This window comes from Proteus sp. LHD240705 (genome assembly GCF_047921555.1).
Lineage (GTDB): Bacteria > Pseudomonadota > Gammaproteobacteria > Enterobacterales > Enterobacteriaceae > Proteus.
In genome coordinates this window covers 187,632-211,249 of the sequence record NZ_JBLRMI010000004.1, presented here as the reverse complement: position 1 = coordinate 211,249, position 23,618 = coordinate 187,632, and the positions used below count along the sequence as shown (strand labels likewise).

Annotated in this window: 23 protein-coding genes; 18 read left to right on the top strand and 5 right to left on the bottom strand. The window is 39.1% G+C overall.

Annotation, left to right across the window (positions count from 1 at the left end; all coding sequences use genetic code 11):
• Positions 1-140: 140 nt before the first annotated feature.
• The 5 genes from ACNART_RS10025 (at position 141) to ACNART_RS10005 (ending at position 3,823) form a co-directional block, all read left to right on the top strand.
• Positions 141-941, top strand: a complete 801-nt coding sequence (locus tag ACNART_RS10025) for a sulfite exporter TauE/SafE family protein (protein WP_198619753.1) — start codon at positions 141-143, stop codon at positions 939-941.
• A 17-nt stretch (positions 942-958) separates the two neighbouring features.
• Positions 959-1,513: an elongation factor P hydroxylase gene (locus tag ACNART_RS10020; protein ID WP_088495095.1), complete on the top strand. Its 555-nt coding sequence runs from the start codon at positions 959-961 to the stop codon at positions 1,511-1,513.
• Between the two features lie 154 nt (positions 1,514-1,667).
• Positions 1,668-1,940, top strand: coding sequence for a YfcL family protein (locus ACNART_RS10015; RefSeq protein ID WP_109370924.1), 273 nt, complete (start codon positions 1,668-1,670; stop codon positions 1,938-1,940).
• Between the two features lie 328 nt (positions 1,941-2,268).
• Positions 2,269-3,165, top strand: a complete 897-nt coding sequence (locus ACNART_RS10010) for a hypothetical protein (RefSeq protein WP_368927721.1) — start codon at positions 2,269-2,271, stop codon at positions 3,163-3,165.
• Positions 3,166-3,274: 109 nt separating this feature from the next.
• The gene (locus tag ACNART_RS10005; RefSeq protein WP_198632658.1) at positions 3,275-3,823 is read left to right on the top strand and encodes a GNAT family N-acetyltransferase; all 549 of its coding nucleotides are present in this window, start codon (positions 3,275-3,277) and stop codon (positions 3,821-3,823) included.
• 196 nt (positions 3,824-4,019) lie between these two features.
• Here the strand turns inward: ACNART_RS10005 and mnmC are convergent, their stop codons facing one another.
• A complete protein-coding gene (gene mnmC, locus ACNART_RS10000) occupies positions 4,020-6,068 on the bottom strand; it encodes a bifunctional tRNA (5-methylaminomethyl-2-thiouridine)(34)-methyltransferase MnmD/FAD-dependent 5-carboxymethylaminomethyl-2-thiouridine(34) oxidoreductase MnmC (RefSeq protein ID WP_368927724.1) in 2,049 nt (682 codons plus the stop codon).
• A gap of 205 nt (positions 6,069-6,273) precedes the next feature.
• On the opposite strand from mnmC, the gene fabB reads away from it, so the two are divergent.
• Entirely contained in the window at positions 6,274-7,485 is a 1,212-nt protein-coding gene (gene fabB, locus ACNART_RS09995; RefSeq protein WP_088495099.1) for a beta-ketoacyl-ACP synthase I, read from the top strand.
• A gap of 563 nt (positions 7,486-8,048) precedes the next feature.
• Here fabB and ACNART_RS09990 read toward each other — a convergent pair.
• Entirely contained in the window at positions 8,049-8,969 is a 921-nt protein-coding gene (locus ACNART_RS09990) for a DMT family transporter (RefSeq protein ID WP_109370919.1), read from the bottom strand.
• A gap of 121 nt (positions 8,970-9,090) precedes the next feature.
• Here ACNART_RS09990 and ACNART_RS09985 point away from each other — a divergent pair, with 121 nt between their 5' ends.
• The 11 genes from ACNART_RS09985 (at position 9,091) to ACNART_RS09935 (ending at position 19,823) form a co-directional block, all read left to right on the top strand.
• Entirely contained in the window at positions 9,091-9,873 is a 783-nt protein-coding gene (locus tag ACNART_RS09985; RefSeq protein ID WP_196533839.1) for an AraC family transcriptional regulator, read from the top strand.
• Positions 9,874-10,022: 149 nt separating this feature from the next.
• A complete protein-coding gene (gene pdxB / locus ACNART_RS09980; protein WP_198619757.1) occupies positions 10,023-11,165 on the top strand; it encodes a 4-phosphoerythronate dehydrogenase PdxB in 1,143 nt (380 codons plus the stop codon).
• Positions 11,166-11,210: 45 nt separating this feature from the next.
• Positions 11,211-12,221, top strand: coding sequence for an aspartate-semialdehyde dehydrogenase (locus ACNART_RS09975; protein WP_196533837.1), 1,011 nt, complete (start codon positions 11,211-11,213; stop codon positions 12,219-12,221).
• Entirely contained in the window at positions 12,221-13,105 is an 885-nt protein-coding gene (gene truA, locus ACNART_RS09970) for a tRNA pseudouridine(38-40) synthase TruA (RefSeq protein ID WP_232797506.1), read from the top strand. The genes ACNART_RS09975 and truA overlap by 1 nt, the downstream gene beginning before the upstream one ends.
• A gap of 24 nt (positions 13,106-13,129) precedes the next feature.
• A complete protein-coding gene (locus ACNART_RS09965; protein WP_109370915.1) occupies positions 13,130-13,831 on the top strand; it encodes a DedA family protein in 702 nt (233 codons plus the stop codon).
• Positions 13,832-14,000: 169 nt separating this feature from the next.
• Complete coding sequence (gene accD, locus ACNART_RS09960; RefSeq protein ID WP_109370914.1) at positions 14,001-14,963, top strand: acetyl-CoA carboxylase, carboxyltransferase subunit beta; 963 nt, start codon at positions 14,001-14,003, stop codon at positions 14,961-14,963.
• On the top strand, positions 14,956-16,254 hold the full coding sequence (gene folC / locus ACNART_RS09955) for a bifunctional tetrahydrofolate synthase/dihydrofolate synthase (protein ID WP_198619759.1): 1,299 nt from the start codon (positions 14,956-14,958) through the stop codon (positions 16,252-16,254). Before accD ends, folC begins: the two co-directional genes overlap by 8 nt.
• On the top strand, positions 16,244-16,897 hold the full coding sequence (gene dedD, locus ACNART_RS09950) for a cell division protein DedD (protein ID WP_198619760.1): 654 nt from the start codon (positions 16,244-16,246) through the stop codon (positions 16,895-16,897). Before folC ends, dedD begins: the two co-directional genes overlap by 11 nt.
• A 185-nt stretch (positions 16,898-17,082) precedes the next feature.
• The gene (gene cvpA, locus ACNART_RS09945; RefSeq protein WP_023581692.1) at positions 17,083-17,574 is read left to right on the top strand and encodes a colicin V production protein; all 492 of its coding nucleotides are present in this window, start codon (positions 17,083-17,085) and stop codon (positions 17,572-17,574) included.
• A 30-nt stretch (positions 17,575-17,604) separates the two neighbouring features.
• The gene (gene purF / locus ACNART_RS09940; protein ID WP_075670606.1) at positions 17,605-19,122 is read left to right on the top strand and encodes an amidophosphoribosyltransferase; all 1,518 of its coding nucleotides are present in this window, start codon (positions 17,605-17,607) and stop codon (positions 19,120-19,122) included.
• A gap of 119 nt (positions 19,123-19,241) precedes the next feature.
• Positions 19,242-19,823 (top strand): UbiX family flavin prenyltransferase, encoded by a 582-nt coding sequence (locus ACNART_RS09935; RefSeq protein ID WP_368927729.1) that lies wholly within the window; start codon positions 19,242-19,244, stop codon positions 19,821-19,823.
• 354 nt (positions 19,824-20,177) lie between these two features.
• Here ACNART_RS09935 and ACNART_RS09930 read toward each other — a convergent pair whose 3' ends face one another.
• Complete coding sequence (locus ACNART_RS09930) at positions 20,178-21,083, bottom strand: TIGR01777 family oxidoreductase (protein WP_198630023.1); 906 nt, start codon at positions 21,081-21,083, stop codon at positions 20,178-20,180.
• Positions 21,084-21,149: 66 nt separating this feature from the next.
• The gene (locus ACNART_RS09925; RefSeq protein WP_109374109.1) at positions 21,150-21,764 is read right to left on the bottom strand and encodes a glutathione binding-like protein; all 615 of its coding nucleotides are present in this window, start codon (positions 21,762-21,764) and stop codon (positions 21,150-21,152) included.
• Between the two features lie 198 nt (positions 21,765-21,962).
• Between ACNART_RS09925 and yfcD the strand changes: the two genes are divergently transcribed.
• Positions 21,963-22,505, top strand: coding sequence for an NUDIX hydrolase YfcD (yfcD, locus tag ACNART_RS09920; protein ID WP_368927925.1), 543 nt, complete (start codon positions 21,963-21,965; stop codon positions 22,503-22,505).
• Here the strand turns inward: yfcD and ACNART_RS09915 are convergent.
• Entirely contained in the window at positions 22,502-23,548 is a 1,047-nt protein-coding gene (locus tag ACNART_RS09915) for a LacI family DNA-binding transcriptional regulator (protein ID WP_416303590.1), read from the bottom strand. The two genes, yfcD and ACNART_RS09915, sit on opposite strands and share 4 nt — an antisense overlap.
• Between the last annotated feature and the right edge of the window lie 70 nt (positions 23,549-23,618).

Below are 23,618 nucleotides of genomic sequence, written 5' to 3'. Positions count from 1 at the left end.
AACTGTTGTAAGTTTGATGTTAGCTTTAAAGGTGTGAGCGCCTAATTTTATTATGCTCAGATCGTGTTGCTGTAGCTTTTTTAAATAAATGAGATAAACACAGCAACACGTCCTTCATTCCTAATAATTCGGATAGATAAATGGATTGGCTCTTTTCAGATGGCATCTACCTTCTTCTCTTCTTTGTTGCTTTAATCGCAGGTTTTATTGATTCGATTGCTGGTGGTGGTGGGTTAATCACTATTCCAGCTTTGTTATCTGCTGGGATCCCGCCTGTTCAGGCTCTCGCAACGAATAAACTGCAATCGGTAGGTGGCTCGTTTTCGGCTACGCTCTATTTTATACGTCGAAAAGTTATTGATTTAAAAGCGCAGCGATTTGCAATTTTAATGACTTTTATTGGTGCGGTTTCTGGTGCCATGTTGGTACAGTTTATTAATCCAGAAATCCTTAAACAAGCACTTCCTATTCTTACCATAGCTATTGGTCTCTATTTTCTTCTTACTCCATCAATAGGCGCTCAAGACAGTAAACAACGTATTGGCTACTATACATTTGGTGCAGTGCTTGGTGGTGGTGTCGGTTTTTATGATGGTATTTTTGGACCAGGAACAGGCTCTTTTTTCGCTTTAGGTTATGTCATGTTACTTGGGTATAATCTCTCAAAAGCGACGGCTCATGCTAAGTTACTTAACTTCACCTCTAACTTTGGCTCTTTACTGTTTTTTATTATTGGTGGGCAGGTTATTTGGACTATTGGTTTAGTTATGCTTTGTGGGCAGTTTATTGGTGCTCGCTTAGGTGCAGGTTTAGTATTAACAAAAGGGCAAAAATTAATAAGACCTATGCTGGTCATTATCTCCTTTTTGATGAGCATCAAACTCATACATGACAATCATGGCGATACTATTGCACTTTGGTTTTCTGCTCTTTTTAATTAGGAATAGATGGTTTTTAAATGTCAGCACATCATTATCAACAGTTAATTGATATCTTTAATCAATGTTTTAGCGAAAGTTTCCAAACCCGTTTAGTTAAAGGGGATGATGAGCCGATTTATTTGCCTGCAAATGAAGAGACACCTTATCACCAAATTATTTTTGCTCATGGTTTTTATGCCAGTGCATTACATGAAATATCACATTGGTGTATCGCCGGAGAGGCTCGTCGTCAACAAGTTGATTATGGCTACTGGTATTGCCCAGATGGACGAGATGAAACCACTCAAGGACAGTTTGAAGTTGTAGAAATCAAACCTCAAGCATTGGATTGGTTATTTTGCCAAGCTGCTGGTTATCCTTTTAATGTCAGTTGTGACAATTTAGAAGGTAACTTTGAACCTGACCGCTATGAATTTAGAAATAAAGTTAGAGAACAAGTACTCGCTTATTTACGAGATAAAAACACGCCACCTCGAGCACAGCTATTTATTAATGCGTTACATTTGTTTTACAATACCCCAGAGCTAACGGAAGAGATGTTTCCTTATCAGGAAAATCCTTTAGTTAATTAAGGATTGCGAGAATAACTATCGCCTATCCACTGTGAAGGTTTTACCCAATAGGGTGGAGTCTGAAGTAGTAAGGTTGCTAGAACATACGTATTTATGCTTTGCTAATACAAGGTAAATATAAAAAAGTAGCAACATTATATATTGAGGATAAATAATGCTTTCTGAGTATGAAGCGTACTTATTAGATAAAATTGATAGCCGTGTTGAACATGCCTCTGACGATGAGTTATTTGCAGGCGGGTATTTACAAGGCCATATTACACTGGCTATTGCTGAACTTGAGCAAGAAAATAACACACAGTTAGAAGCGTTAAGAACGCGTGTAGAAGAGAGCATTCAAAAGGCGATAAAAGCAGGCGAGCTTTCACCTCCAGATCAAGCGTTAGTTTTGTCTACATGGCATGATTTAGTTAACTCAATTAATTAATTCGGCATGTCTACTAAGAGAACAACCGGCATAAATCGGTTGTTTTTTTCTTTCTTAAAATCTTATTAAGATCACTGCCTCTAAGTTATATTTAAGATATTTACTGTTGAATTAGATTGGTTTTTATACAAAAATTGATCCTTACTATTTATCAATTGTTTTTATTTGATTTTTCAAAGTCGATGTATCTCTCATTGATTAAGCATAATAGTGCTATCTTTTGTAACTCCTTGCCATTTCTGTAAAATTACTTTTAAATGTTTTTTAGGAATGTTTCTCGGGATGCAAATGATTTGCATAGAATATTTATGATAAGGATAACGATACGATGAAAAATTTCTTTAAAATAGGACTACTGACTAGCGCTGTTTTATTTTTATCTGCTTGTGATCAACTTGATTTAGATAATAAAAAAAATAAGTTTTATTACAGTAATCCAAGTGAAAAAGTCATTAGTTTTAGCGTCGATGGTAAAGAATATCAGGTAGAGCCGGGTAAAAATGGCTACATAACACTATCACCTGGTGAGCATAATTTAAAAGATAGTGCCGGTAATGATGCTCGATTTATGGTTTATGACCATAATAATGGTGGCATATTAAATCCTGATAATTTTATGTATTACACCCTTTCTGAAGTTTATGCAGTTAAGGGAAAAACAGATCAATTTAAACCTGTCGATTACCCAGTTATTATTAATGGCTATGAATTTGAACTTCCAGTGCGTAGTACTAATGCCACATTAATTGATGGTAATGTTTTTCAGTGTACTTATGCCTTAGGCGAGCCATTTCCTAATGAAATTCGCACTCGCAATAAAAATAATGACGGTAGCATAAAAAACAAATGCTTTGATAAACCTGAATTTATTAAATATATTTCAGCGGAATACAGTAAAGATTTAGCTCCGTTTACTCAAGAAGATGAATATAACGATTCTGTTAATTTTGATTTAGACTATATGTTACCGACAGCAGAATTTACTGATCCTGATATTCAAGCTGAAGCAGAAGAGCTAGTTTCATTATTAAATCAAATTCAAGAAAGTGAAGATCCGAAGATCCATAACACATTAAAAGATAAACTTTATAAGGCGACACTCGCTGTCTCTAGCGCGTATGCTAATAGAGCCGTGAAAGACTCTGTAGAAGACAACAAGTATTATAATCAGTTTATGGAAGAGAGTGGTAAATTTCAATCTTATGGCATATTACCTAAAGATTAACGATTTAAAAAATAAGAAATTATTTTAGCTTTAACATAAGCCATCCTACGGGATGGCTTTTTAATAAATTAAGCATAAAAGTATAAAAACACCTGAGCTGGAAAAAGAGATGACAACAACACAAAACGAAATAAAAAATAACGATATTACTCTTCGCCCCACACAAATTGATGATGCAATTAAATTGCCTGCTATCGAGCAATCAGCAGGGCAACTTTTTAGTACTTTAGAAGATTTAAGTTGGATAAGTGAGAGTGGCGTACAAAGTGTTGAAAAACATTTAGCCTTTATTAACCATAAAGGGCATTGGGTTGCGGTTAATAGTGATAATGAACCAGTTGGTTTTATTATGACGATGCCATTACCTGAAAGTTTATTTATTCATGAGTTGTCAGTGAGTGAAGCTTGGCAAAATAGAGGTATTGGTAAATTACTTATTCAAAAAGTAAAAAATGAAGCAAAGGCACATCAATTTAGTGCCGTTACGTTGACGACATTTCGCCATGTTCCTTGGAATGCGCCGTATTATCAACGCTTAGGTTTTTCTATTTTGTCAGAAAGCGAAATTCCTCATTCTTTGCAAGAAATCTTAAATAATGAAGTTGAAAGCGGGGGTTTTGTAAAAGAAACGCGCTGTGCAATGAAATTTGAGGTTTAGTTTTTTTATACAAAGAAACGTTTTTTAGCGAAAAACGCCGTAAACCCTCGGCTAATGCGGGCGGGGAGCAGTCACCATTAAAAGTAGCTACATTTATGGCGTTTGGAGGTATGATATGAGTTATTTGGCTAAAATATTTTCTTTTATTATTAATAATCATTTCAATTAAGTGCTTCAATACTACTTATCACCTTGGCTATTTCACTGCAATCGGTTTTCCTCGTAGTAATGCTCTTACCCAAAAACGATTAGGGTGTAAGGCATTCAATACATCATCTTCAACCGGAAAAGGTTCATCAAAAATTTGGCTTGCCAGAATTTCAGCTGATAAAGGCGCTGAACATAATCCACGAGAGCCCAACGCACTGATAATATAAAGTTGATGATAAGCAGGAGCTAAAGCGGGTGTTTGTCTTCTACGCTTAAATCTATCTAAGTGCGTGTATGCCACGCGCAATTTTTCGAAATCAGGTACTTCGCCTAATAACGGTAGGTGATCGCGAATAGTGCAACGAATCCCAATTCGCGCTTCGTTTCGGCTAAAATCAACTTCTTTAACCCAAGGGGCTTTTGCTAAACACTGTATAAGATGAGCTTGGTTATTTTCTTGCTCTTGAGTCGAAATAGCTAAATCTAATCGATCGCGGCGAAAGCTTGCTCCTACACAATGCAAATTATCTTGGTGATCAACAGGCGTAAAATAGCCATCATAACAAAGTACTGTTTTTAGTTTTGATAATGTCTTTGTTGTTGGAATATGGCTAACTTGACCTCTAACTGCGCTAATGGGTAATTTTGCACTTTGAGTAAAGTCTGTGATTCGGTGTCCATTTGCCAAAATAACGCAATCATATTGTGATTGAAATTGTGTCGCACTCACTCCATCGTGATGAACAATATCTAAGCACCAAGATGCTTTCTGCGCACTTATTTGAGTGACTTGATGATTAAATCGCAACGTTAAACCTAATTGTTCAGCGTATTTTAATGTATTGATCGTGAGCTCAGTCGGTGAAAGCCATCCCGCTTGTGGGTAAAACAATGCATCACAATTAACATCTATTCCGCTGAGTTTATTGATTTTATTTTCATCGAGATAACATGCTATTTGAGCAAAAGGTATAGAATTATCCATAATTCTCTGTGCTTTTTTACGAACTTTCTCGTTATAAATAATCTGTGCGACACCAGACCATTGATGTGAAAAAGGAATACTTGCTTTACTCAAATTGTCATAAGTGCGATGAGCAAATAGAAATGCGGTTGTGAAAAATTGTTCTAGTTCATCGGATTTGCCATTAAGTAAAGGATATAACACACCTTGTCGATTGCCTGAGGCATTAGTTGCAGGTTGTTTATCTTCACAATATAAGGTGACATTGGCGCCTCTTCTTAGGCACGAAAGTGCCGTAAATGTGCTGGCAATACCGCCACCTATAATTGCAATATTCTGTGCTTTGGTTGCACTTGGTCTTGCATAGTAAGGGAGAAACTCAGGGGATGGAGTATGTGGAAAAACACCTGTCAGCATCTCTCTTTTTTGACCAAATCCTTTGATTTTATTTATCTCAAAACCAACATTTTGCAAACCTCGTTTGACGATCCCTGCGGCGGTAAATGTTGCAAATGTGCCGTTTTCTCTCATTGAATCAGCCATCGATTGAAAGAGAGTTTCACTCCACATTTGTGGATTTTTAGAAGGAGCAAAACCATCTAAGAACCATGCATCCACTTTGTTATGTAGCGCTTGGCGTGTTTGGGGTAACAAGGTATTGATATCACCAAACCATAAATCCAATGTGATTGTTCCATCAGCAAGAATAATGCGGTGGCAACCTGCAATGGCTAATGGCCATTGAGAACAAAGCGCTTGTGAATATTTTTCGAGTTCAGGCCAATGGCGATGTGCAGATCGTAAATCACTTTTAGTCAGAGGGAATTTTTCGAAACTTACATAATGAAGGCGTTTTAAACGAGAGTCAGGAGACGTTTGTCTAAATTGCTCGAAAGCTTGCCATAGTGTTAAAAAGTTAAGCCCAGTACCAAATCCTGTTTCTGCGATAACACATTCAGAGCGTACATGTGTACCAAAACGTGATGGAAAATGATTTCCATGTAAGAACACATGTCGAGTTTCTTCTAGACCGTCTTGGTTTGAAAAGTAAATATCGCCAAATTGTTCAGAGATAGGCGTACCAAGTTCATTCCAACTTAAAGACGCAGTATTTATCGGGCTATTATTCACGGAACTGCCTGTATTTCTCGAAAAAATTATCCAACATCTTAGCGCTGTTAGGTAGCTTATGCCAGCCTTAAAGGGGAAAGCGTTTTATTAGGTTATCTGTATTTTTGTAAAAAAGATCCTGATCGGACTTGTTCGGCGTACAACTGTACGCTAAAGTGCTAGTCAGAAATCCCGCAGCTACAACTATTATTGTAAAGAGGTATGAATGAAGCGCGCAGTGATCACGGGTCTGGGTATTGTTTCGAGCATTGGTAATAACCAGAAAGAAGTGCTGGATTCTTTAAAGGAAGGTCGTTCCGGGATAACTTTCTCAGAAGAATTTAAAGAGATGGGGCTTCGTAGCCACATTTGGGGCAACGTTAAGCTTGATACTGAAGGTCTTATTGACCGTAAAATCCGCCGTTTTATGAGCGACGCATCGGTTTATGCCTATTTATCTATGCAAGAGGCGATAGCTGATTCAGGTCTGACAGAAGACCAAGTTTCTAATATTCGTTCTGGCTTAGTCGTTGGCTCTGGTGGTGGTTCTCCACGTAACCAAGTGCAAGGTTCTGATGGCATGAGAGCTAAAGGCCTACGTGGCGTAGGTCCTTATATGGTAACTCGAGCAATGGCATCAGGTGTTTCAGCTTGTTTAGCAACACCTTTCAAAATTAAAGGCGTTAACTATTCAATCAGTTCTGCTTGTTCAACATCAGCACACTGTATTGGCCACGCTGTTGAGCTTATCCAGTTAGGCAAACAAGATGTTGTATTTGCTGGTGGTGGTGAAGAGTTAAGTTGGGAAATGACCTGCGAATTTGACGCAATGGGTGCACTTTCAACTAAATATAACGAAACCCCAACCAAAGCTTCTCGTACTTACGATAAAAATCGTGATGGTTTTGTTATCGCAGGTGGTGGCGGTATTGTGGTTGTTGAAGAATTAGAACACGCATTAGCGCGTGGTGCACACATCTATGGTGAAGTCGTAGGTTATGGTGCAACATCTGACGGTGCAGATATGGTTGCTCCTTCAGGTGAAGGTGCTGTGCGTTGTATGCAAATGGCGATGCAAGGTATTGATAAAGTTGATTATATCAATACACACGGTACTTCAACGCCAGTTGGTGATCTAAAAGAGCTTGAAGCTATCACGGAAGTGTTTGGTTCGCATACTCCAGCTATTTCAGCAACAAAAGCAATGACTGGTCACTCATTAGGTGCTGCTGGTGTGCATGAAGCAATTTATAGCTTACTGATGTTAGAGCATGGGTTTATTGCACCAAGCATTAATATCGAAGAATTAGACGATAAAGCAATGGGGATGAACATCATTACTCAACCAACAGAACAGAAGCTGGAGACTGTAATGTCAAATAGCTTTGGTTTTGGCGGTACAAATGCTTCATTAGTCATGAGTAAATATAAAAAATAGTTAGATATACTTATATTTACTTATTAAAAAAAGCAGGCTTCATTTTAATGGAGTCTGCTTTTTTATTTGAAATTTATTATGAAAAATAATTTATTATTCTAATAAAGATATTTTTCGAATAAAAATCATAAAAAAAAGATTATATAAATAACGTTTAAAAATACCTTTCCTAATAGTTACTCATTTTATTATTCTAATAAAATAGACAAAATTTGTTAATATGTTGTTTATATTGAGAAAAATAAATTAGCTTCATTTTATTTCAATCGTTTAATTTAATTCTATCCAAAATCATTAAATATTTTGTTTTATATGGAGTTAGGTGAATGGAAAAGTTGAATAAGACAAAAAGAGTGCAAAAAAATTGATCTGGGTTATTTTATTACAAATAAGTAGGAGCTATTTAATATAAAAGTTGGTAATGTTTGCCTCGGATACTTGTATTACTTTATATTTTATACTTTGATTTCTTGTGTCAGTTTTATTTATTAAACCTAACATTATGAATGTGACCGGCTAAGAATTTAGCCGGCATTTTTTATTGTTGTCTTTTTGACATTGACTCACATCTCCTGATGGCAATCTGCTTTTTTCTGAGCAGACTGACGTCGGAAATTCAGCGGCGTTCTAAGTTGTTGCACTAAGAGCACACCTAGTAACACAATACCACCACCCACTAAGTGATAACTATGCATTTCTTCACCGAGAAGCGCGATAGCAATCATTGCAGTAAATAATGGCATTAGGTTCATAAAAATAGAGGTCGTATTTGCACCTAATTTCATCACACCTAAAATCCACAGATAAGGTGCAAGAATAGAAGCTCCGATACCTGCGAAAATAACTAATCCAATATTATCTTTTGTTAACGCAACACTTTCGGCAAGAAAGAAGTTTGGCAATAATAGCAGAACACCAAATCCAATTTGCACATAAAGTGATTGCCAGTTAGGTAGTGCAATTGACCATCGTTTTGTTAATACACCGTAAAGGGCGTATGACGCCGAAGCAATAAACATCATCAGCTCACCATAACCCAAACCTTGAGAAAGCAATTGAGAAGGTTCGCCACGGCTAATTAGCCAAACTAAGCCACTAATTGAAAGCACTGTGCCTAAAACAATACCTACCGTAGGTACAACACGTAAAACAAAAATACTAATAATAACGGTTAATAATGGGATGAGAGAGTTCAGAATCCCCATAAATGTTGCGCTAACATAATGTGCCGCATAATAAGCTAAACTTTGGTACATCACCATCCCTAATGCACCAAGAATAAATAATTTCCACCAATATTGTTTGACGGTTTTACGATGATGCCAAACTGGCATGACCAAAAAAGGTGTCATAATTAAAAAGGCGAGGAACCAACGATAAAAAGAGATTGCAGCAGGATCGATAACAGACGCGGCTGCTTTATTGACAACTGCATTAATGGACCAGATTAACACCGCTAAAAGCGGAAAAATTGCATTTTTCATTGTTCTCACATCTATTTTTAAACCAGGTCGCTATTGTAAGTCTGTCTGATTAGATATATATAATGAAAACCAGACAACAGATAGGCCAATAAAGACAACATGACAAGAGAACAACATAAAGATGACAATTGAACAACAAAAAATGCAATGGTTATTGTCTGATCCAGATACAGTTCGATTTCGTGATGAACAACTATTAGCTGAAACAGAGTTTGTTTATCATCAACATGATTTTGGTCAGTTACTTTATGTGATTTCTGGTGTCATGGATTTAGAAGCTGGAGGACAGCGGTTTTTAGCGCCACCAGAATTTAGTGTATGGATACCCAAAAATGTAGGGCATGCTAGTTACAATAAAAAAACACTCTCTTTTAAGGTGCTAGATATCGCACCAAGTTGGTGTGAAGGATTATTAGATAAACCTTGTTTGATTCAATTAAGTGCTATTTTTTCAACTATATTTTCCGACTTTTTTCATCGTGGTGTGTGTAAACCACAAACAGAAGAAGATTTTCGCTTAGCTCAAGTACTGATTGATCAACTTAAAGTTTCGCCAATACATCATACTTATTTACCGTCTTCTAAAGATAAATTACTTGCTCCCATACTTTCTGTATTAGAGCAGGATCCAGCGGATAATACCTCGTTAGAAGAATGGGCTAAAAAGCGTTATACCTCAGAAAGAACACTTTCTCGTCGTTGCCAACAAGAATTAGGTATGTCATTTAGTGAATGGCGTAAGCGCCTACGTTTTTTACATGCAATTTCTTTATTAGAACAAGGGAAAAGCGTGAATGAAATAGCATTTGATGTGGGATATAGCTCTTCATCCTCATTTATTGCGATGTTTCAACAATATGCTGGCACAACACCGGAACGTTTTCGTCGATTACCCAATTGTTAAGTCTTCTTTTCATATATTTACTTAAAATCTAGGCGGATTTTACTGTCAATAATAGGCTTTACTGTGAATAAGTGGCAAAATAGACCGCTTAATTTTGTTTTTCGATTGATTGTTTACACACATAAATACCAAATCAGTGAGATAACACCGTGAAAATTCTGGTTGATGAAAATATGCCTTATGCGGAACAACTTTTCCGCCAATTAGGTGAGGTAAAAGCTGTTTCTGGTCGCCCATTACCTACTGATGAGCTTAATGATTCTGATGCCTTAATGGTGAGATCAATTACTAAAGTCAATGAATCCTTATTATCAGGCAAGCCAGTAAAATTTGTTGGAACCGCGACTGCGGGTTTCGATCATGTAGATATTGCATGGTTAAAACAGCAACAAATTGGTTTTTCATCAGCCCCAGGTTGTAATGCTATCGCGGTTGTTGAATATGTATTTTCTGCTCTGATGATGTTAGCAGAGCAAGATAGCTTTCAATTGACCGATAAAGTCGTTGGTATTGTCGGTGTGGGAAATGTGGGCGGTCGATTAGCAACGCGCCTTCGCGCATTGGGTGTAAATGTTTTACTTTGCGATCCACCAAGAGCGGATAATGGTGATGATGAAGAGTTTCATCCATTGGAAACATTGTTAGAAAAAGCAGATATTCTAACTTTCCATACACCTCTCAATAAATCAGGCTTATACAAAAGTTATCATTTAATTAATGAGAGCAACCTCGAAAAATTACCTGAAGGTCGTATTTTAATTAATGCGAGCCGTGGCGAGGTTGTTGATAATCAAGCATTATTGTCTGTACTTGAGAAAGGTAAATCCTTACGCGTTGTGTTGGATGTTTGGGAGCCAGAGCCAGATCTCTCTATTGAGTTATTAAATAAAGTTGATATCGCAACACCACATATTGCGGGTTACACCTTAGAAGGTAAGGCGCGTGGTACAACTCAAGTTTTTGAAGCTTATTGTGATTTTATTGGACAGCCTCAAAAAGTTGAATTATCAACTCTGTTACCTGCACCTACTATTTCCACCATTTCAGTACAAGGTAAGTTAACTCAAACACTTTTAAAACAACTGATTCATCTTGTTTATGATGTGCGTCGTGATGATGCTCCATTACGAAAAGTAGCAGGAATAAAAGGGGAGTTTGATAAATTACGCAAATTTTATCCTGTTCGTCGTGAGTGGTCTTCACTCCATGTCATTTGTGATAATCAAACTACGGTTGATACATTAAATGCAATTGGCTTTAGTGCTACATATAAAAGTACTACACACAAATAAAGCAAAATATTATTTTTAAAAATTTATGTTATTGGAGGATATCTTATGGGAGAAGGTTGGAATATTGCAGTTGTTGGTGCAACAGGCGCTGTTGGTGAAGCGATTTTAGAACTGCTACAAGAGCGTGAATTTCCCATTGGTGAATTAACTGCAATCGCAAGTGAAGATAGCATTGGAAAATCGGTGCGTGTAAACAGCAAAAGTGTTGCGGTTCAAGGTATTCACAATATCGAGTGGGCTGATATTCAATTAGCTTTCTTTGCCGCACCAACAGAAATCAGTGCGCAATATGCACAACAAGCGGCTGATGCTGGCTGTATTGTTATTGATTGTAGTGGCATTTTTGCAATGGATTGGGATATACCATTGGTTGTTCCTGGCGTGAACAGTGCAATGCTAGCGGAATACCGTACTCGTAATATTGTTTCAATAGCTGATAGCATGGTAAGCCAATTATTACGCGCCATTAACCCATTAACAGAATCTGCGGGTTTAACACGCCTTAGCGTGACAAACTTAATGTCTGTTTCTCGTTTTGGAAAACAAGCCGTAGATGAACTGGCAGGGCAAAGTGCCCGTTTACTTAACGGTATTCCTCCTGAATTAGGTCGTTTTAATAAGCAATTAGCATTTAACATTTTACCTTTAATGGTTGATGACGAAGGCTCTATACAAGAAGAGCGTCGCATGGTTGACCAAATTCGTAAAATTTTGCAAGACGAAGGTTTGCCTATTTCTGTCACCACATTACAAGCACCCGTTTTTTATGGTAATGCGCAATCCGTGCAATTAGAAACATCTCGTCCAATGGGGAGTGATGAAGCGCGTGAGACATTACAAGAAAATGAAGATCTGAATATCAGTGATGAAAATGATTTTCCAACACAAGTGACTGATGCTTCAGGCAATGTGAGCTTGAATTTAGGTTGTTTCCGTAATGATTATGGTATGCCAGAAGCCTTACAATTTTGGTCAGTAGCAGATAACGTGCGCTTTGGCGGGGCATTAATGGCTGTTGAAGTAGCAGAGCAATTAATGCAGGAGCAGTTTTACTAATGAATGTGCAAGTGAGTGCTGAAGTGACAGAACAGCCCTTGACTGAGTCAGCGGTTGCCTCTGAAAGCACAACAATAAAAATTGCTTTAGGCGTTGAATATGATGGTAGTCGCTATTATGGCTGGCAACGCCAAAATGAAGTGCGTAGTGTACAAGAACGGCTAGAAAAAGCACTTTCACAAGTGGCTAATGAGCCTATATCGGTTTTTTGTGCTGGAAGGACAGATGCTGGTGTGCACGCAACGGGGCAAGTTGTCCATTTTGAAACAACGGCACATCGCAAAGATCCCGCTTGGACTATGGGAGTGAATACCCATTTGCCTGCGGATATTGCCGTACGTTGGGTAAAAACAGTTTCTGACGATTTTCATGCTCGCTTTAGTGCAACAGCAAGACGTTATCGCTATGTGATTTTTAATCATCGCTATCGTCCCGCTATCTTGTCATCTGGAGTGACACATTTTCATTATCCTTTAGACGCTGAACGCATGCATCAAGCAGCACAATGTCTACTGGGTGAAAATGATTTTACCTCTTTTAGAGCTGTCCAATGTCAATCTCGAACGCCATGGCGTAACGTTATGCATGTCAATGTTTCTCGATATGGTGACTATGTTGTCGTGGATATTAAAGCGAATGCGTTTGTTCATCATATGGTGAGAAATATTGTTGGCAGTCTTCTAGAAATAGGGTGTGGCAATCAGAATATTACTTGGATGGCTGAATTATTAGCCTTAAAAGACAGAACCAAAGCGGCTGCAACAGCCAAAGCAAATGGACTGTACTTGGTATCTGTGGATTATCCTGAGCAATTTGAATTACCAAAACCTGCAATGGGTCCACTATTTTTAGCGGATAACCCTATTGAGATATCTCAATCATAAAAACACCCAGTTTTCTGAGGATTTATGGAAATATTAACGCAATTTGTTGATTTAATAAAATTTCTAATCGATTTTATTTTACATATTGATGCCCATTTAGCTGAGCTTGTTGCTCAATATGGTACATGGGTTTATGCCATTTTGTTTCTTATTGTTTTCTGTGAAACAGGGTTGGTAGTAACGCCTTTCTTACCCGGAGACTCCTTATTATTCGTTGCTGGCGCTTTAGCTTCATTAGAAACTAATGATGTGAATGTTCATATTATTGTTTTACTGCTACTTTGTGCAGCTATTTTAGGTGATGCGGTTAACTATTCTATTGGACGACTTTTTGGCGAGAAACTGTTTAGTAAGCCTGATTCAAAGATTTTCCGTCGTGAATATCTAGATAAAACCCATGCTTTTTATGAAAAGCATGGTGGTAAAGCAATAATTTTGGCAAGATTCGTGCCGATTATCCGAACTTTTGCGCCATTCGTTGCAGGAATGGGTAAAATGTCATATCGTCACTTTGCCTTTTATAATGTTACTGGGGCAATTGCATGGGTACTGCTATTTACTTATGCAGGATACTTTTTTGGTGACTTAGATATAGTTCAAAAGAACTTAAAATTGCTAATTGTTGCCATTATTGTTATTTCTATTTTACCGGGCGTTATTGAGATCTTACGCCATCGTAGAGCGAGTGCAAAAGCAAAGAAAGAAAGTGATAACAAAGAGGTTTGAGCAGTTATCATCAGTTTTTGCCGTAGAATAGCCATAATAAAGAGATGCGCTGAAATTCAGTAAGCGGTATCATCATAAACTTTGCTAACCACACAGCCAGTGTATTGTGGTTGATACGCTAACAATAATTTTACTGGCGAAGGTCAGATTCAGACGAAAAGGTCCATTAATGAGCTGGATTGAAAAAATTCTAAACAAAAGCACTATCACAAGTTCACGTAAAGCCAATATCCCTGAAGGGGTTTGGACTAAATGTGATAGCTGTGGGCAGGTACTCTATCGCGCAGAATTAGAGCGCAATTTAGAGGTTTGCCCTAAATGTGATCACCATATGCGCATTTCAGCGCGCCGTCGCCTTGAGACTTTCCTTGATACAGGAAGTACAACAGAATTAGGTAGCGAATTAGAACCTAAAGATATTCTGAAATTCCGCGACTCTAAAAAATACAAAGACAGAATTAGCGCTGCTCAAAAGCAAACGCAAGAAAAAGACGCATTAATCGTGATGAAAGGAACGCTGAAAAAGATGCCAGTTGTTGCTGCATCCTTTGAATTTGCGTTTATGGGCGGTTCAATGGCTTCTGTTGTTGGGGCGCGTTTTGTTCGTGCGGTTGAACAAGCACTCGAAGATAACTGCCCATTAGTTTGCTTCTCTGCAAGTGGTGGCGCTCGTATGCAGGAAGCGCTGATGTCATTAATGCAAATGGCCAAAACCAGTGCAGCATTAGCAAAAATGCAAGAGCGTGGTTTACCTTATATTTCAGTTATGACTGACCCTACAATGGGTGGTGTTTCTGCAAGTTTAGCGATGTTAGGTGATATCAATGTTGCTGAACCTAAAGCATTGATTGGCTTTGCAGGTCCCCGCGTTATTGAACAAACAGTACGTGAAAAACTGCCTGCTGGCTTCCAACGTAGTGAGTTCCTGTTAGAAAAAGGGGCGATTGATATGATTATTCGTCGTCCTCAAATGCGTGATGAGCTGGCTGAATTACTGGCTAAGCTGACTCAATATGATTTAGTAGAAGATGAAGATGAAATCATCGGTGAAGAAATGATTGCTGATGAAATTGAATCTACAGACAACGAGCCAGAAATTAACATCGAAACGAATAAAAAAGAAGATGTCTAATATCATAACTGCTCCTAAAGCCACATCGCCTTTGTCGGTGTGGCTTTCTTATCTTGAACATTTACACTCTAGCGCTATTGATATGGGGTTAGAGCGAGTAGGCAAGGTAGGAAAAATATTAAATGTGTTACGTCCTGCGCCTAAGGTAATTACTGTCTCAGGCACGAATGGAAAAGGCACAACCTGTCATATGCTAGAGTCAATCTTGATAGCATCAGGATTGAAAGTCGGCGTTTATAGCTCCCCTCATCTTGTTCGTTATACAGAACGCGTTCGTATCCAAGGCAAAGAACTCTCAGAAAATGCTTTCTGTGAGGTTTTTGCAGAAATTGAACAAGCTAGAGGCGATATCTCGCTCACTTTTTTTGAATATGGCACTCTGGCTGCGCTGAAGTTATTTCAACAAGCACAACTTGATGTTGTTATTCTTGAAGTAGGATTAGGCGGTCGGTTAGATGCGACAAATATCGTTGATGCGGATATTGCTGCTATCACAAGTATTGCCCTCGATCATACTGATTGGTTAGGCGCAGATAGAGAGCATATTGGCCACGAGAAAGCCGGTATTTTCCGAGCCAATCATTATGCTGTTGTGGGTGAGCCAGATATGCCTCATTCCATTGCACAAGTTGCCAATGAAAAACAAGCCAAGCTTTTCCGTCGTGGAACAGATTGGTCCTTTGTTATTGAAGATGATCACTGGCATTGGCATTGTGTTGACTGTGAATTTGATGCGCTGCCAATCCCTAATATTCCGCTAGCCAATGCGGCGACAGCGATGGGGGTTATTCGTTGCTTGCTTAAATCTGATGACAAAGTCAGCCAAGCAATCACACAGCAAAGTATTGTCGACGGTATGTCTCGTGCACAATTACCAGGTCGTTTTCAGGTAATTTCTCAACATCCTTTGGTTATCTTTGATGTGGCACATAATCCTCATGCAGCAGGATATTTAGCGGAAAAGTTATCACAATTACCACAAAAATCTGATACTCAAGTGCGTATTGTTGTTGGTATGCTGGGTGATAAAGATATCGCAGGAACTTTAGCGTGCTTAACACCATTGGCTGATCATTGGTATGTAGCTCCACTTAATGAATTTCGTGGCGCTTCTGCGGATGTGTTAGCTCAACATCTCGAGAAACCAATGGTATTCGATAGTGTTGAAAATGCATGGCAACAAGCAATGTCCGATGCTGCTCCTAACGATATTGTTGTGGTTTGTGGCTCATTTCATACAGTCGCGCATGTGATGGAACTTTTGGAAAAGGAGAGTGTGGGTGGCAAGTAAATTTCAAAATCGCTTAGTCGGTGCCGTTGTATTGGTGGCAGTAGGGGTCATTTTTTTACCCGCACTGCTCGACGGCGATAAGAAATATAACGAAGACCAGTTCGCCTCTATTCCTTTAGTACCCAAACCAGGTGATGAGCAAGAAATAGAATCTATCGCCCCGATAGAGCAAACTTCAGTGCCTTCTACTCCATCAGAAGGCGCATCTGAAGGTATGCTTTCTGAAGCTGTGACAGGTGTAGAGCAACCTGCTGTTACAACACCTGAACCACCTGCTGTTGTACCTGTTACACCACCGGTACAACCACCACAACAGCCAACGCCTACACCAGAGCCTCCGGTTGTGGTTACACCACCAGTACAACCACCAGCACCTCCAGTACAAGAAACTCAGCCACCGAAAGGCGAGGCTTGGGTTGTTCAATTAGGTGCGTTGAAAAATGCGGCGAAGGTAGAAGAAATTATTGCGAAAATGCATTTCTCAGGTTATCCGGTATATACCGTACCTGCACGTCCTGTTGCTGGACAAGTGACTCGAATTTACATTGGTCCTAGTGCATCTAAGTCAGAATTACAGGCTATTTTGCCTCATTTAAAAGAGCTTACGGGCTTACAAGGTGAGGTAAGGGCATATAAGCCTTAATTTTTTCTAAACGAGTCATCAGATGAGTGATGTAACAAAGCGTTAACTTATTGCGGCGATTATGATTTTTCATATCGCCGTAAATTATTTTGAAATTAGCGAAAATTAGCATTACGCAAACGTTTTCGTTTTCTGTTAGAATGCTTCCGTATTAATGCGGAGCATCATTATTGGATAAAGAATTTATGGTCTGGATAGATTACGCCATCATTGCCATTATTGGTTTTTCCGCATTAGTCAGCCTGATCCGTGGCTTTGTTCGTGAAGCATTGTCACTCATCACCTGGGGTTGTGGTTTCTTTGTTGCTAGTCAGTTTTATCCTTATCTTGCCGTCTATTTTACCCGGTTTGAAGATGAGCTGGTTCGTAACGGGATTGCAATAGTCACGTTATTTATTGCGACACTGATTGTCGGTGCTGTTGTGAATTATGTGATTAGCTCTCTTGTTCAACGCACAGGGTTATCAGGTACAGATCGTGTATTGGGGGTCTGTTTCGGGGCTTTAAGAGGCGTGCTGATAGTTTCAGCATTACTTTTTGTTTTAGGCGCATTTACGCCTATGGCAGATAGCGCTGATTGGCAACGTTCTGAGCTTATTCCTCAATTCAACCATATTATTAGGTGGTTCTTTGACTACCTGCAAAATGCGTCAAGTTTCGTGTCGGAGAGAATATAACCTCTCCGTCTGGCTGATGAGGATCTATTCATGTGCGGTATTGTCGGTATCGCTGGAGCTAATCCAGTAAACCAATCAATTTATGATGCGTTAACGGTGTTACAACACCGAGGTCAAGATGCAGCAGGCATTGCAACAATAGACGGTAACAACGGTTTCCGTCTTCGCAAAGCGAACGGACTGGTTAAAGATGTATTTGAAACCCGTCATATGTTGCGTTTAAAAGGTACTATCGGGATAGGGCATGTCCGTTATCCAACTGCGGGTAGTTCTAGTGCATCAGAAGCGCAGCCTTTTTATGTGAATTCACCTTTTGGTATTACGTTGGCGCACAATGGTAATTTAACCAATGCGCATTTATTACGTCGCCAATTATTTGAAACAGCACGTCGCCATATCAATACCACCTCTGATTCTGAAATCCTGCTCAATGTATTGGCATACGAATTAGACCGTTTTGACCATTTCCCGCTTGAGCCTGATAATATTTTTGCAGCCGTTGCGGCAATGCATAAAAAACTCCGCGGGGCTTATGCTTGTGTTGCTTTGATCATCGGTCATGGCTTACTGGCTTTTCGTGATCCCTTTGGTATTCGCCCTTTAGTCTTGGGTAAACGTACCTTAGAAGATGGTCGCCATGAATATATGGTCGCATCTGAAAGTGTTGCGCTTGATACTTTAGGTTTTGAATTTTTACGTGATGTTGCACCGGGTGAAGCGGTTTATATCACAGAGCAAGGACAACTCTTTACTCGCCAATGTGCTGAAAATCCGCAGTTAATGCCTTGTTTGTTTGAGTATGTTTACTTTGCTCGTCCTGATTCCTTTATCGATAAAATTTCGGTTTATAATGCGCGTTTACGCATGGGGCAGAAATTAGGCGCTAAAATTGCCAAAGAATGGGATGATTTACACATTGATGTTGTGATCCCAATCCCTGAAACATCTTGTGATATTGCCTTAGAAATTGCGCATATTCTCAATAAACCTTATCGCCAAGGCTTTGTAAAAAATCGCTATGTTGGTCGTACCTTTATTATGCCGGGTCAGCAAGAGCGTCGTAAGTCAGTTAGACGTAAACTGAATGCAAATCGCGCAGAGTTTCGTGATAAAAATGTTCTGTTGATTGATGACTCTATTGTCCGTGGCACAACGTCAGAGCAAATTGTCGAGCTCGCAAGAGAAGCGGGTGCGAAGAAAGTCTATTTTGCCTCAGCTGCGCCAGAAGTTCGCTTCCCTAATGTGTATGGTATTGATATGCCAAATGCCAATGAGCTTATTGCTCATGGACGTGAAGTGGATGAAATTCGTAAATTAATTGGTGCTGATGGACTTATTTTCCAAGATCTCACTGATTTAATCGCCGCAGTACAAGAAGAGAATCCTGATATTAATCAGTTTGAATGTTCTGTATTTGACGGTGTTTATATTACGAAAGATATCGATCAAGATTACTTGGATTATTTAGAAAATCTACGTCGTGATGATGAACACAAAATTCGTGATCAGAATGAAATAGAAAATTTGGAAATCTATAACGAAGGCTGATTTTTCGGTAAGATACCTTCCTTATAAAGCGTCGATGCCAGTGTGTTCTGCATCGACGCTTGTTTTTTGAGGGTTAATCATCATAATGATTAACAAAGGTATATATTCTGAGGATTATAATGAAAAAGCTGATAGTTGGGCTAACAGGCGCCAGTGGTGCAATTTACGGTATACGTTTATTAGAGATACTAAAATCTGTGCCGTCAGTTGAAACACATTTAGTGATTAGCCAAGCTGCACGCCGTACGATTTCATTAGAAACTGATTATTCGCTAAAAGATATTCATGCTTTAGCGGATGTGATTTATGACGATCGCGATATTGGCGCATCTATCTCTTCAGGATCGTTTCGTGTCAATGGAATGGTCATATTACCCTGCTCAATCAAAAGCCTGTCAGGTATTGTTCATAGCTATACAGATACCTTAGTCACTCGCGCTGCGGATGTGGTATTAAAAGAAGGGAGTAAGTTAGTATTATGTGTGCGTGAAACGCCACTGCATTTAGGTCATTTGCGATTAATGACACAGGCTGCTGAGTTAGGCGCAGTGATTATGCCACCAGTACCTGCCTTCTATTTTCAGCCTAAAACGATTGATGATATTGTTAATCAAACAGTAAATCGTGTACTTGATCAGTTTGAGATTGATTTACCTGATGATTTATTTCAAAGGTGGGAGGGCGATAAGCCCACTCGCTAAGTATACTCGTCATTCTTCAAGTTGCAGCGTTGTTGACTGCGTTTATTCGCACTAGTCACATACTGATGTATGCTCCTAGGCGTTTTTTCAAGGAATAGATTCACTTGTCGCCTAGCTGCATCTTGAATTATTTAGAGTATTTACTCGTCATACTTCAAGGTATAGCGTTGTTGACTGCGTTTATTCGCACTAGTCACATACTGATGTATGCTCCTAGGCGTTTTTTCAAGGAATAGATTCACTTGTCGCCTAGCTGCATCTTGAATTATTTAGAGTATTTACTCGTCATACTTCAAGGTACAGCGTTGTTGACTGCGTCTCTTCGGTAGAATACCTAATTCGAATTAAAAGAGATTATTTTCCAGTGGTAATAATATCTTTTAATGCCTCTTCTAATTGTGGATAACGGAATTCAAAGCCTGCATTGAGTAATTTTTCAGGAATGGCTTGTTGTCCACCTAATACTAATGTCGCGCTTTCTCCCATCACTAGACGCAATACACTTTCGGGAACTGTCATTAATGCTGGGCGATTAAAAGCTTTTCCTAATAGGCGAGTAAACTCTTTATTTTGTACTGGGTTAGGTGCTGTTAAGTTAAAAGCGCCTTTAGCATCTTGGGTCTTAAGCAAGAAAACAATCGCACTGACCATATCATCGATATGTATCCACGGCATATACTGTTTTCCGCTCCCTAATTTGCCACCTAATCCTAATTTGAAAGGTTTGCTCATTTTAGGCAGTGCGCCACCGAGAGTTGAAAGTACAATCCCTGTACGCAACAAGCAAACTCGTGTTAATGGTGTTTGAGCTTCAAGCGCGATACGTTCCCATTTTGCACAGAGTTCATGTGTAAACTCAGGATTTGCTGGCGTCTCTTCTGTAACTCGTGTATCACCTTGATCGCCATAAAAACCTACTGCGGAGCCAGAAATGAAAACTGCTGGAGGAGAATCGCTAGCTTTAATCAAATCAACCAATTTCTGGGTTAAATGACAACGGCTATTAACCAGTTTTTGCTTTTGAGAGGGAGTCCAACGGTTATCAGCAATAGGTTCTCCAGCAAGATTAATAACGGCATCAAACTCATTAAGATTTTGTTTATCGTTGAGTTGAGTCCAGCAGGTGATTTCATTACAAAAATGCGAATAAACTTTTTGAGGCGAACGAGAAAGCACCGTAATATCATTATTGGCGAGCGCAAGCTCACAAACTAATGCTTTGCCAATTAATCCTGTACCACCTGTGATAAGTATTTTCATCACAATCCTCCTGATCTACTTGCTTGATAAAGAATAAATATCATCCTGATATATAAATTGCTTATATTAGCTAAAGAGTTTTTTCGTAGCTGGGCGTTGGTTAATGTTGTTTAGCCATTTATCAATTGCGGGATAATTTGCTAAATCAATATTGTGGTGATCGTGCAGACGAGCCCATGTATATGTGGCGATATCCGCAATGCTGTACTCTTTGCCCCCAAGGTAAGGTGACTGCGCTAACCTTTTCTCTAATACACTATATAAACGCTGTGTTTCTTCAGTATAACGTTTAATCGCATAAGGGACTTTTTCTGTGGCATAACGGGTGAAGTGATGATTTTGTCCCAACATTGGGCCAAATCCCCCCACTTGCCAAAACAGCCATTGTAGTTGTGTTGTTTTTTCTCGTAAATTTTGACTGAGCAATTTGCCACTTTTTTCAGCTAGATAGATAAGAATAGCACCTGATTCAAAAATAGAGATAGGCTCACCACCATCAATAGGTGAATTATCTACAATCGCGGGAATTTTATTATTGGGTGAAATTGCTAAAAACTCAGGTTTAAATTGATCGCCTTTACTAATATCGATGCGATGTAACTGATAAGGTATGCCAGTTTCTTCAAGAAAAAGCGTTATTTTTTGGCCATTTGGGGTATCTGCATAATATAAGTCAATCATTAAAAGCTCCAAAATAAAGTAGGCACTAAATAGACAATATAATCACAGTCTGCCTTTTAACATCATAAAAAGCAAAAAAGCGCAAGATGGATAAAACAAGTCACGTATGATTATTGTAGTGGTGAAAAATAGTGATTTTGGTATATTCAGGATAAAAATTACGATCGTTTAGTATCGGTTAAAAAAGGTTTGTTGAGGATGGAACAAGAAAAGACGGCATTGGTTGAATGGGTTGATATTGTTGATGATAAAAATGAAGTCGTTGCACAAGCAACACGTCAACAAATGCGAGCTGAAAATCTAAGACATAGAGCAACTTATATCGTTGTTCATGATGGAATGGGGAAAATCTTGGCGCAGCGTCGAACTGAAATAAAAGATTTTTATCCTGGTTGGTTAGATGCTACTGCGGGTGGTGTGGTTCAGCAAGGTGAGAATTTACTTGAAAGTGCGCGTCGTGAAGCAGAAGAAGAGTTAGGTATTGCTGGAGTCCCTTTTGCTGAGCATGGTCAATTTTATTATGATGATGAAAGTTGCCGTGTATGGGGAAGCTTGTTTAGCTGTGTTTCTCATGGACCCTTCGCACTGCAAGCAGAAGAAATTGAGGAAGTGTGTTGGTTAACTCCCTCTGAAATTACTGAGCGCTGTGATGAATTCACGCCTGATTCATTAAAAGCCCTCTCTCTTTGGTTAACACGTAACAACAGTACACGCCTAGAAAGTAGAGAAGCTGTGGACTAAGGGGTGCTTTGCCCTAACTCAAATCGATAAGCATAGTTGATAACGGTATCTTCGAATATAGCGTTATCATCTTCGTCTCTTAAACGTTGTAAAAGTGCTATCAGATGTTTTCCTGCCTCTTTTCCCATTTTGTGATAATCAAAACGAATTGATGTGAGAGAAGGGGATATCTGATCACTATTTTCAGAGCCTTCTAAACAAGCGATAGCCAGATCTTGTGGGATCTTAATTAATCGACGTTGACACTCAAAAATCATACCTAATGCAATACTCTCATGGCTACAAATGACCGCATCTAGTTCGGGTTGGCGCAATAAAATCTCTGTTAATGCTTGTTGACCGTATGCCATAGATGCGGGATCAGGTGTAGTGACACTTTGCTCAGCATTTAAATAATTTTTGAGTAACGCTCGTGACCAACCGGTTATTTGCTGGTGGTGCAGGCGTTGTCCTTGTAACGCACCAATATAGCCAATACAACGCTTTCCTCGGGTGACTAAATGGTTTGTTAAATCATATGCCGCTTGCTCATAAGAACAATCAATACTAATAGCGGCTTGTTCATCTGGTTGGCTGGCAACGCTGACAACAGGCACATTGGCATTACTGATATGCAAAAAATGAGTTGGGCTAAGCTGTGAACCAAAGACAACTAATGCGGCAGGATTACTTTGCAACAGCATATTAATCACATCGCTGGCTTTATGAGGTTGGTGCTCATAGCAACCCACTAAAATTTGATATTGATGGCGATTGAGTATTTGTTGTAAAGATTGCATAAAATCTGCACTGGCTCTATCTGTGAAGGAGGGCAACAGTACCGCAATAATATGACTTTGTGCTGAAGCTAAAGCACCTGCCGAGGCATTAGGAATATAGCCAAGTTCCTCTACGGCTTGATTAACTTTTTCTCGTAACTTATCAGAAACTAATTCAGGGGTTCGCAATGCACGAGAGACGGTCATTGATCCGACTCCTGCATGTTTAGCGACATCTTGTAATGTGACGCGACCTGTATTTCGGCGCTTACGTGTTTTGATCATTTGTTATTATGCTTGCCTAGCCTATTTTATTAACCGCAGATCCTACCTGAAATCTTCCTATTATGCTGAA

Excerpts from the sequence above, each read along its gene's own strand:
- ACNART_RS10020 (WP_088495095.1), top strand. The coding sequence starts at position 959 with ATGTCAGCACATCATTATCAACAGTTAATTGATATCTTTAATCAATGT.
- ACNART_RS09915 (WP_416303590.1), bottom strand. The coding sequence starts at position 23,548 with ATGATCAAAACACGTAAGCGCCGAAATACAGGTCGCGTCACATTACAA.
- ACNART_RS10005 (WP_198632658.1), top strand. The coding sequence starts at position 3,275 with ATGACAACAACACAAAACGAAATAAAAAATAACGATATTACTCTTCGC.
- folC (WP_198619759.1), top strand. The coding sequence starts at position 14,956 with ATGTCTAATATCATAACTGCTCCTAAAGCCACATCGCCTTTGTCGGTG.
- fabB (WP_088495099.1), top strand. The coding sequence starts at position 6,274 with ATGAAGCGCGCAGTGATCACGGGTCTGGGTATTGTTTCGAGCATTGGT.
- purF (WP_075670606.1), top strand. The coding sequence starts at position 17,605 with ATGTGCGGTATTGTCGGTATCGCTGGAGCTAATCCAGTAAACCAATCA.
- ACNART_RS09925 (WP_109374109.1), bottom strand. The coding sequence starts at position 21,764 with ATGATTGACTTATATTATGCAGATACCCCAAATGGCCAAAAAATAACG.
- ACNART_RS09965 (WP_109370915.1), top strand. The coding sequence starts at position 13,130 with ATGGAAATATTAACGCAATTTGTTGATTTAATAAAATTTCTAATCGAT.
- ACNART_RS09985 (WP_196533839.1), top strand. The coding sequence starts at position 9,091 with ATGACAATTGAACAACAAAAAATGCAATGGTTATTGTCTGATCCAGAT.
- accD (WP_109370914.1), top strand. The coding sequence starts at position 14,001 with ATGAGCTGGATTGAAAAAATTCTAAACAAAAGCACTATCACAAGTTCA.
- ACNART_RS10025 (WP_198619753.1), top strand. The coding sequence starts at position 141 with ATGGATTGGCTCTTTTCAGATGGCATCTACCTTCTTCTCTTCTTTGTT.
- ACNART_RS10015 (WP_109370924.1), top strand. The coding sequence starts at position 1,668 with ATGCTTTCTGAGTATGAAGCGTACTTATTAGATAAAATTGATAGCCGT.
- truA (WP_232797506.1), top strand. The coding sequence starts at position 12,221 with ATGAATGTGCAAGTGAGTGCTGAAGTGACAGAACAGCCCTTGACTGAG.
- yfcD (WP_368927925.1), top strand. The coding sequence starts at position 21,963 with ATGGAACAAGAAAAGACGGCATTGGTTGAATGGGTTGATATTGTTGAT.
- ACNART_RS10010 (WP_368927721.1), top strand. The coding sequence starts at position 2,269 with ATGAAAAATTTCTTTAAAATAGGACTACTGACTAGCGCTGTTTTATTT.
- ACNART_RS09990 (WP_109370919.1), bottom strand. The coding sequence starts at position 8,969 with ATGAAAAATGCAATTTTTCCGCTTTTAGCGGTGTTAATCTGGTCCATT.
- ACNART_RS09975 (WP_196533837.1), top strand. The coding sequence starts at position 11,211 with ATGGGAGAAGGTTGGAATATTGCAGTTGTTGGTGCAACAGGCGCTGTT.
- ACNART_RS09935 (WP_368927729.1), top strand. The coding sequence starts at position 19,242 with ATGAAAAAGCTGATAGTTGGGCTAACAGGCGCCAGTGGTGCAATTTAC.
- cvpA (WP_023581692.1), top strand. The coding sequence starts at position 17,083 with ATGGTCTGGATAGATTACGCCATCATTGCCATTATTGGTTTTTCCGCA.
- ACNART_RS09930 (WP_198630023.1), bottom strand. The coding sequence starts at position 21,083 with ATGAAAATACTTATCACAGGTGGTACAGGATTAATTGGCAAAGCATTA.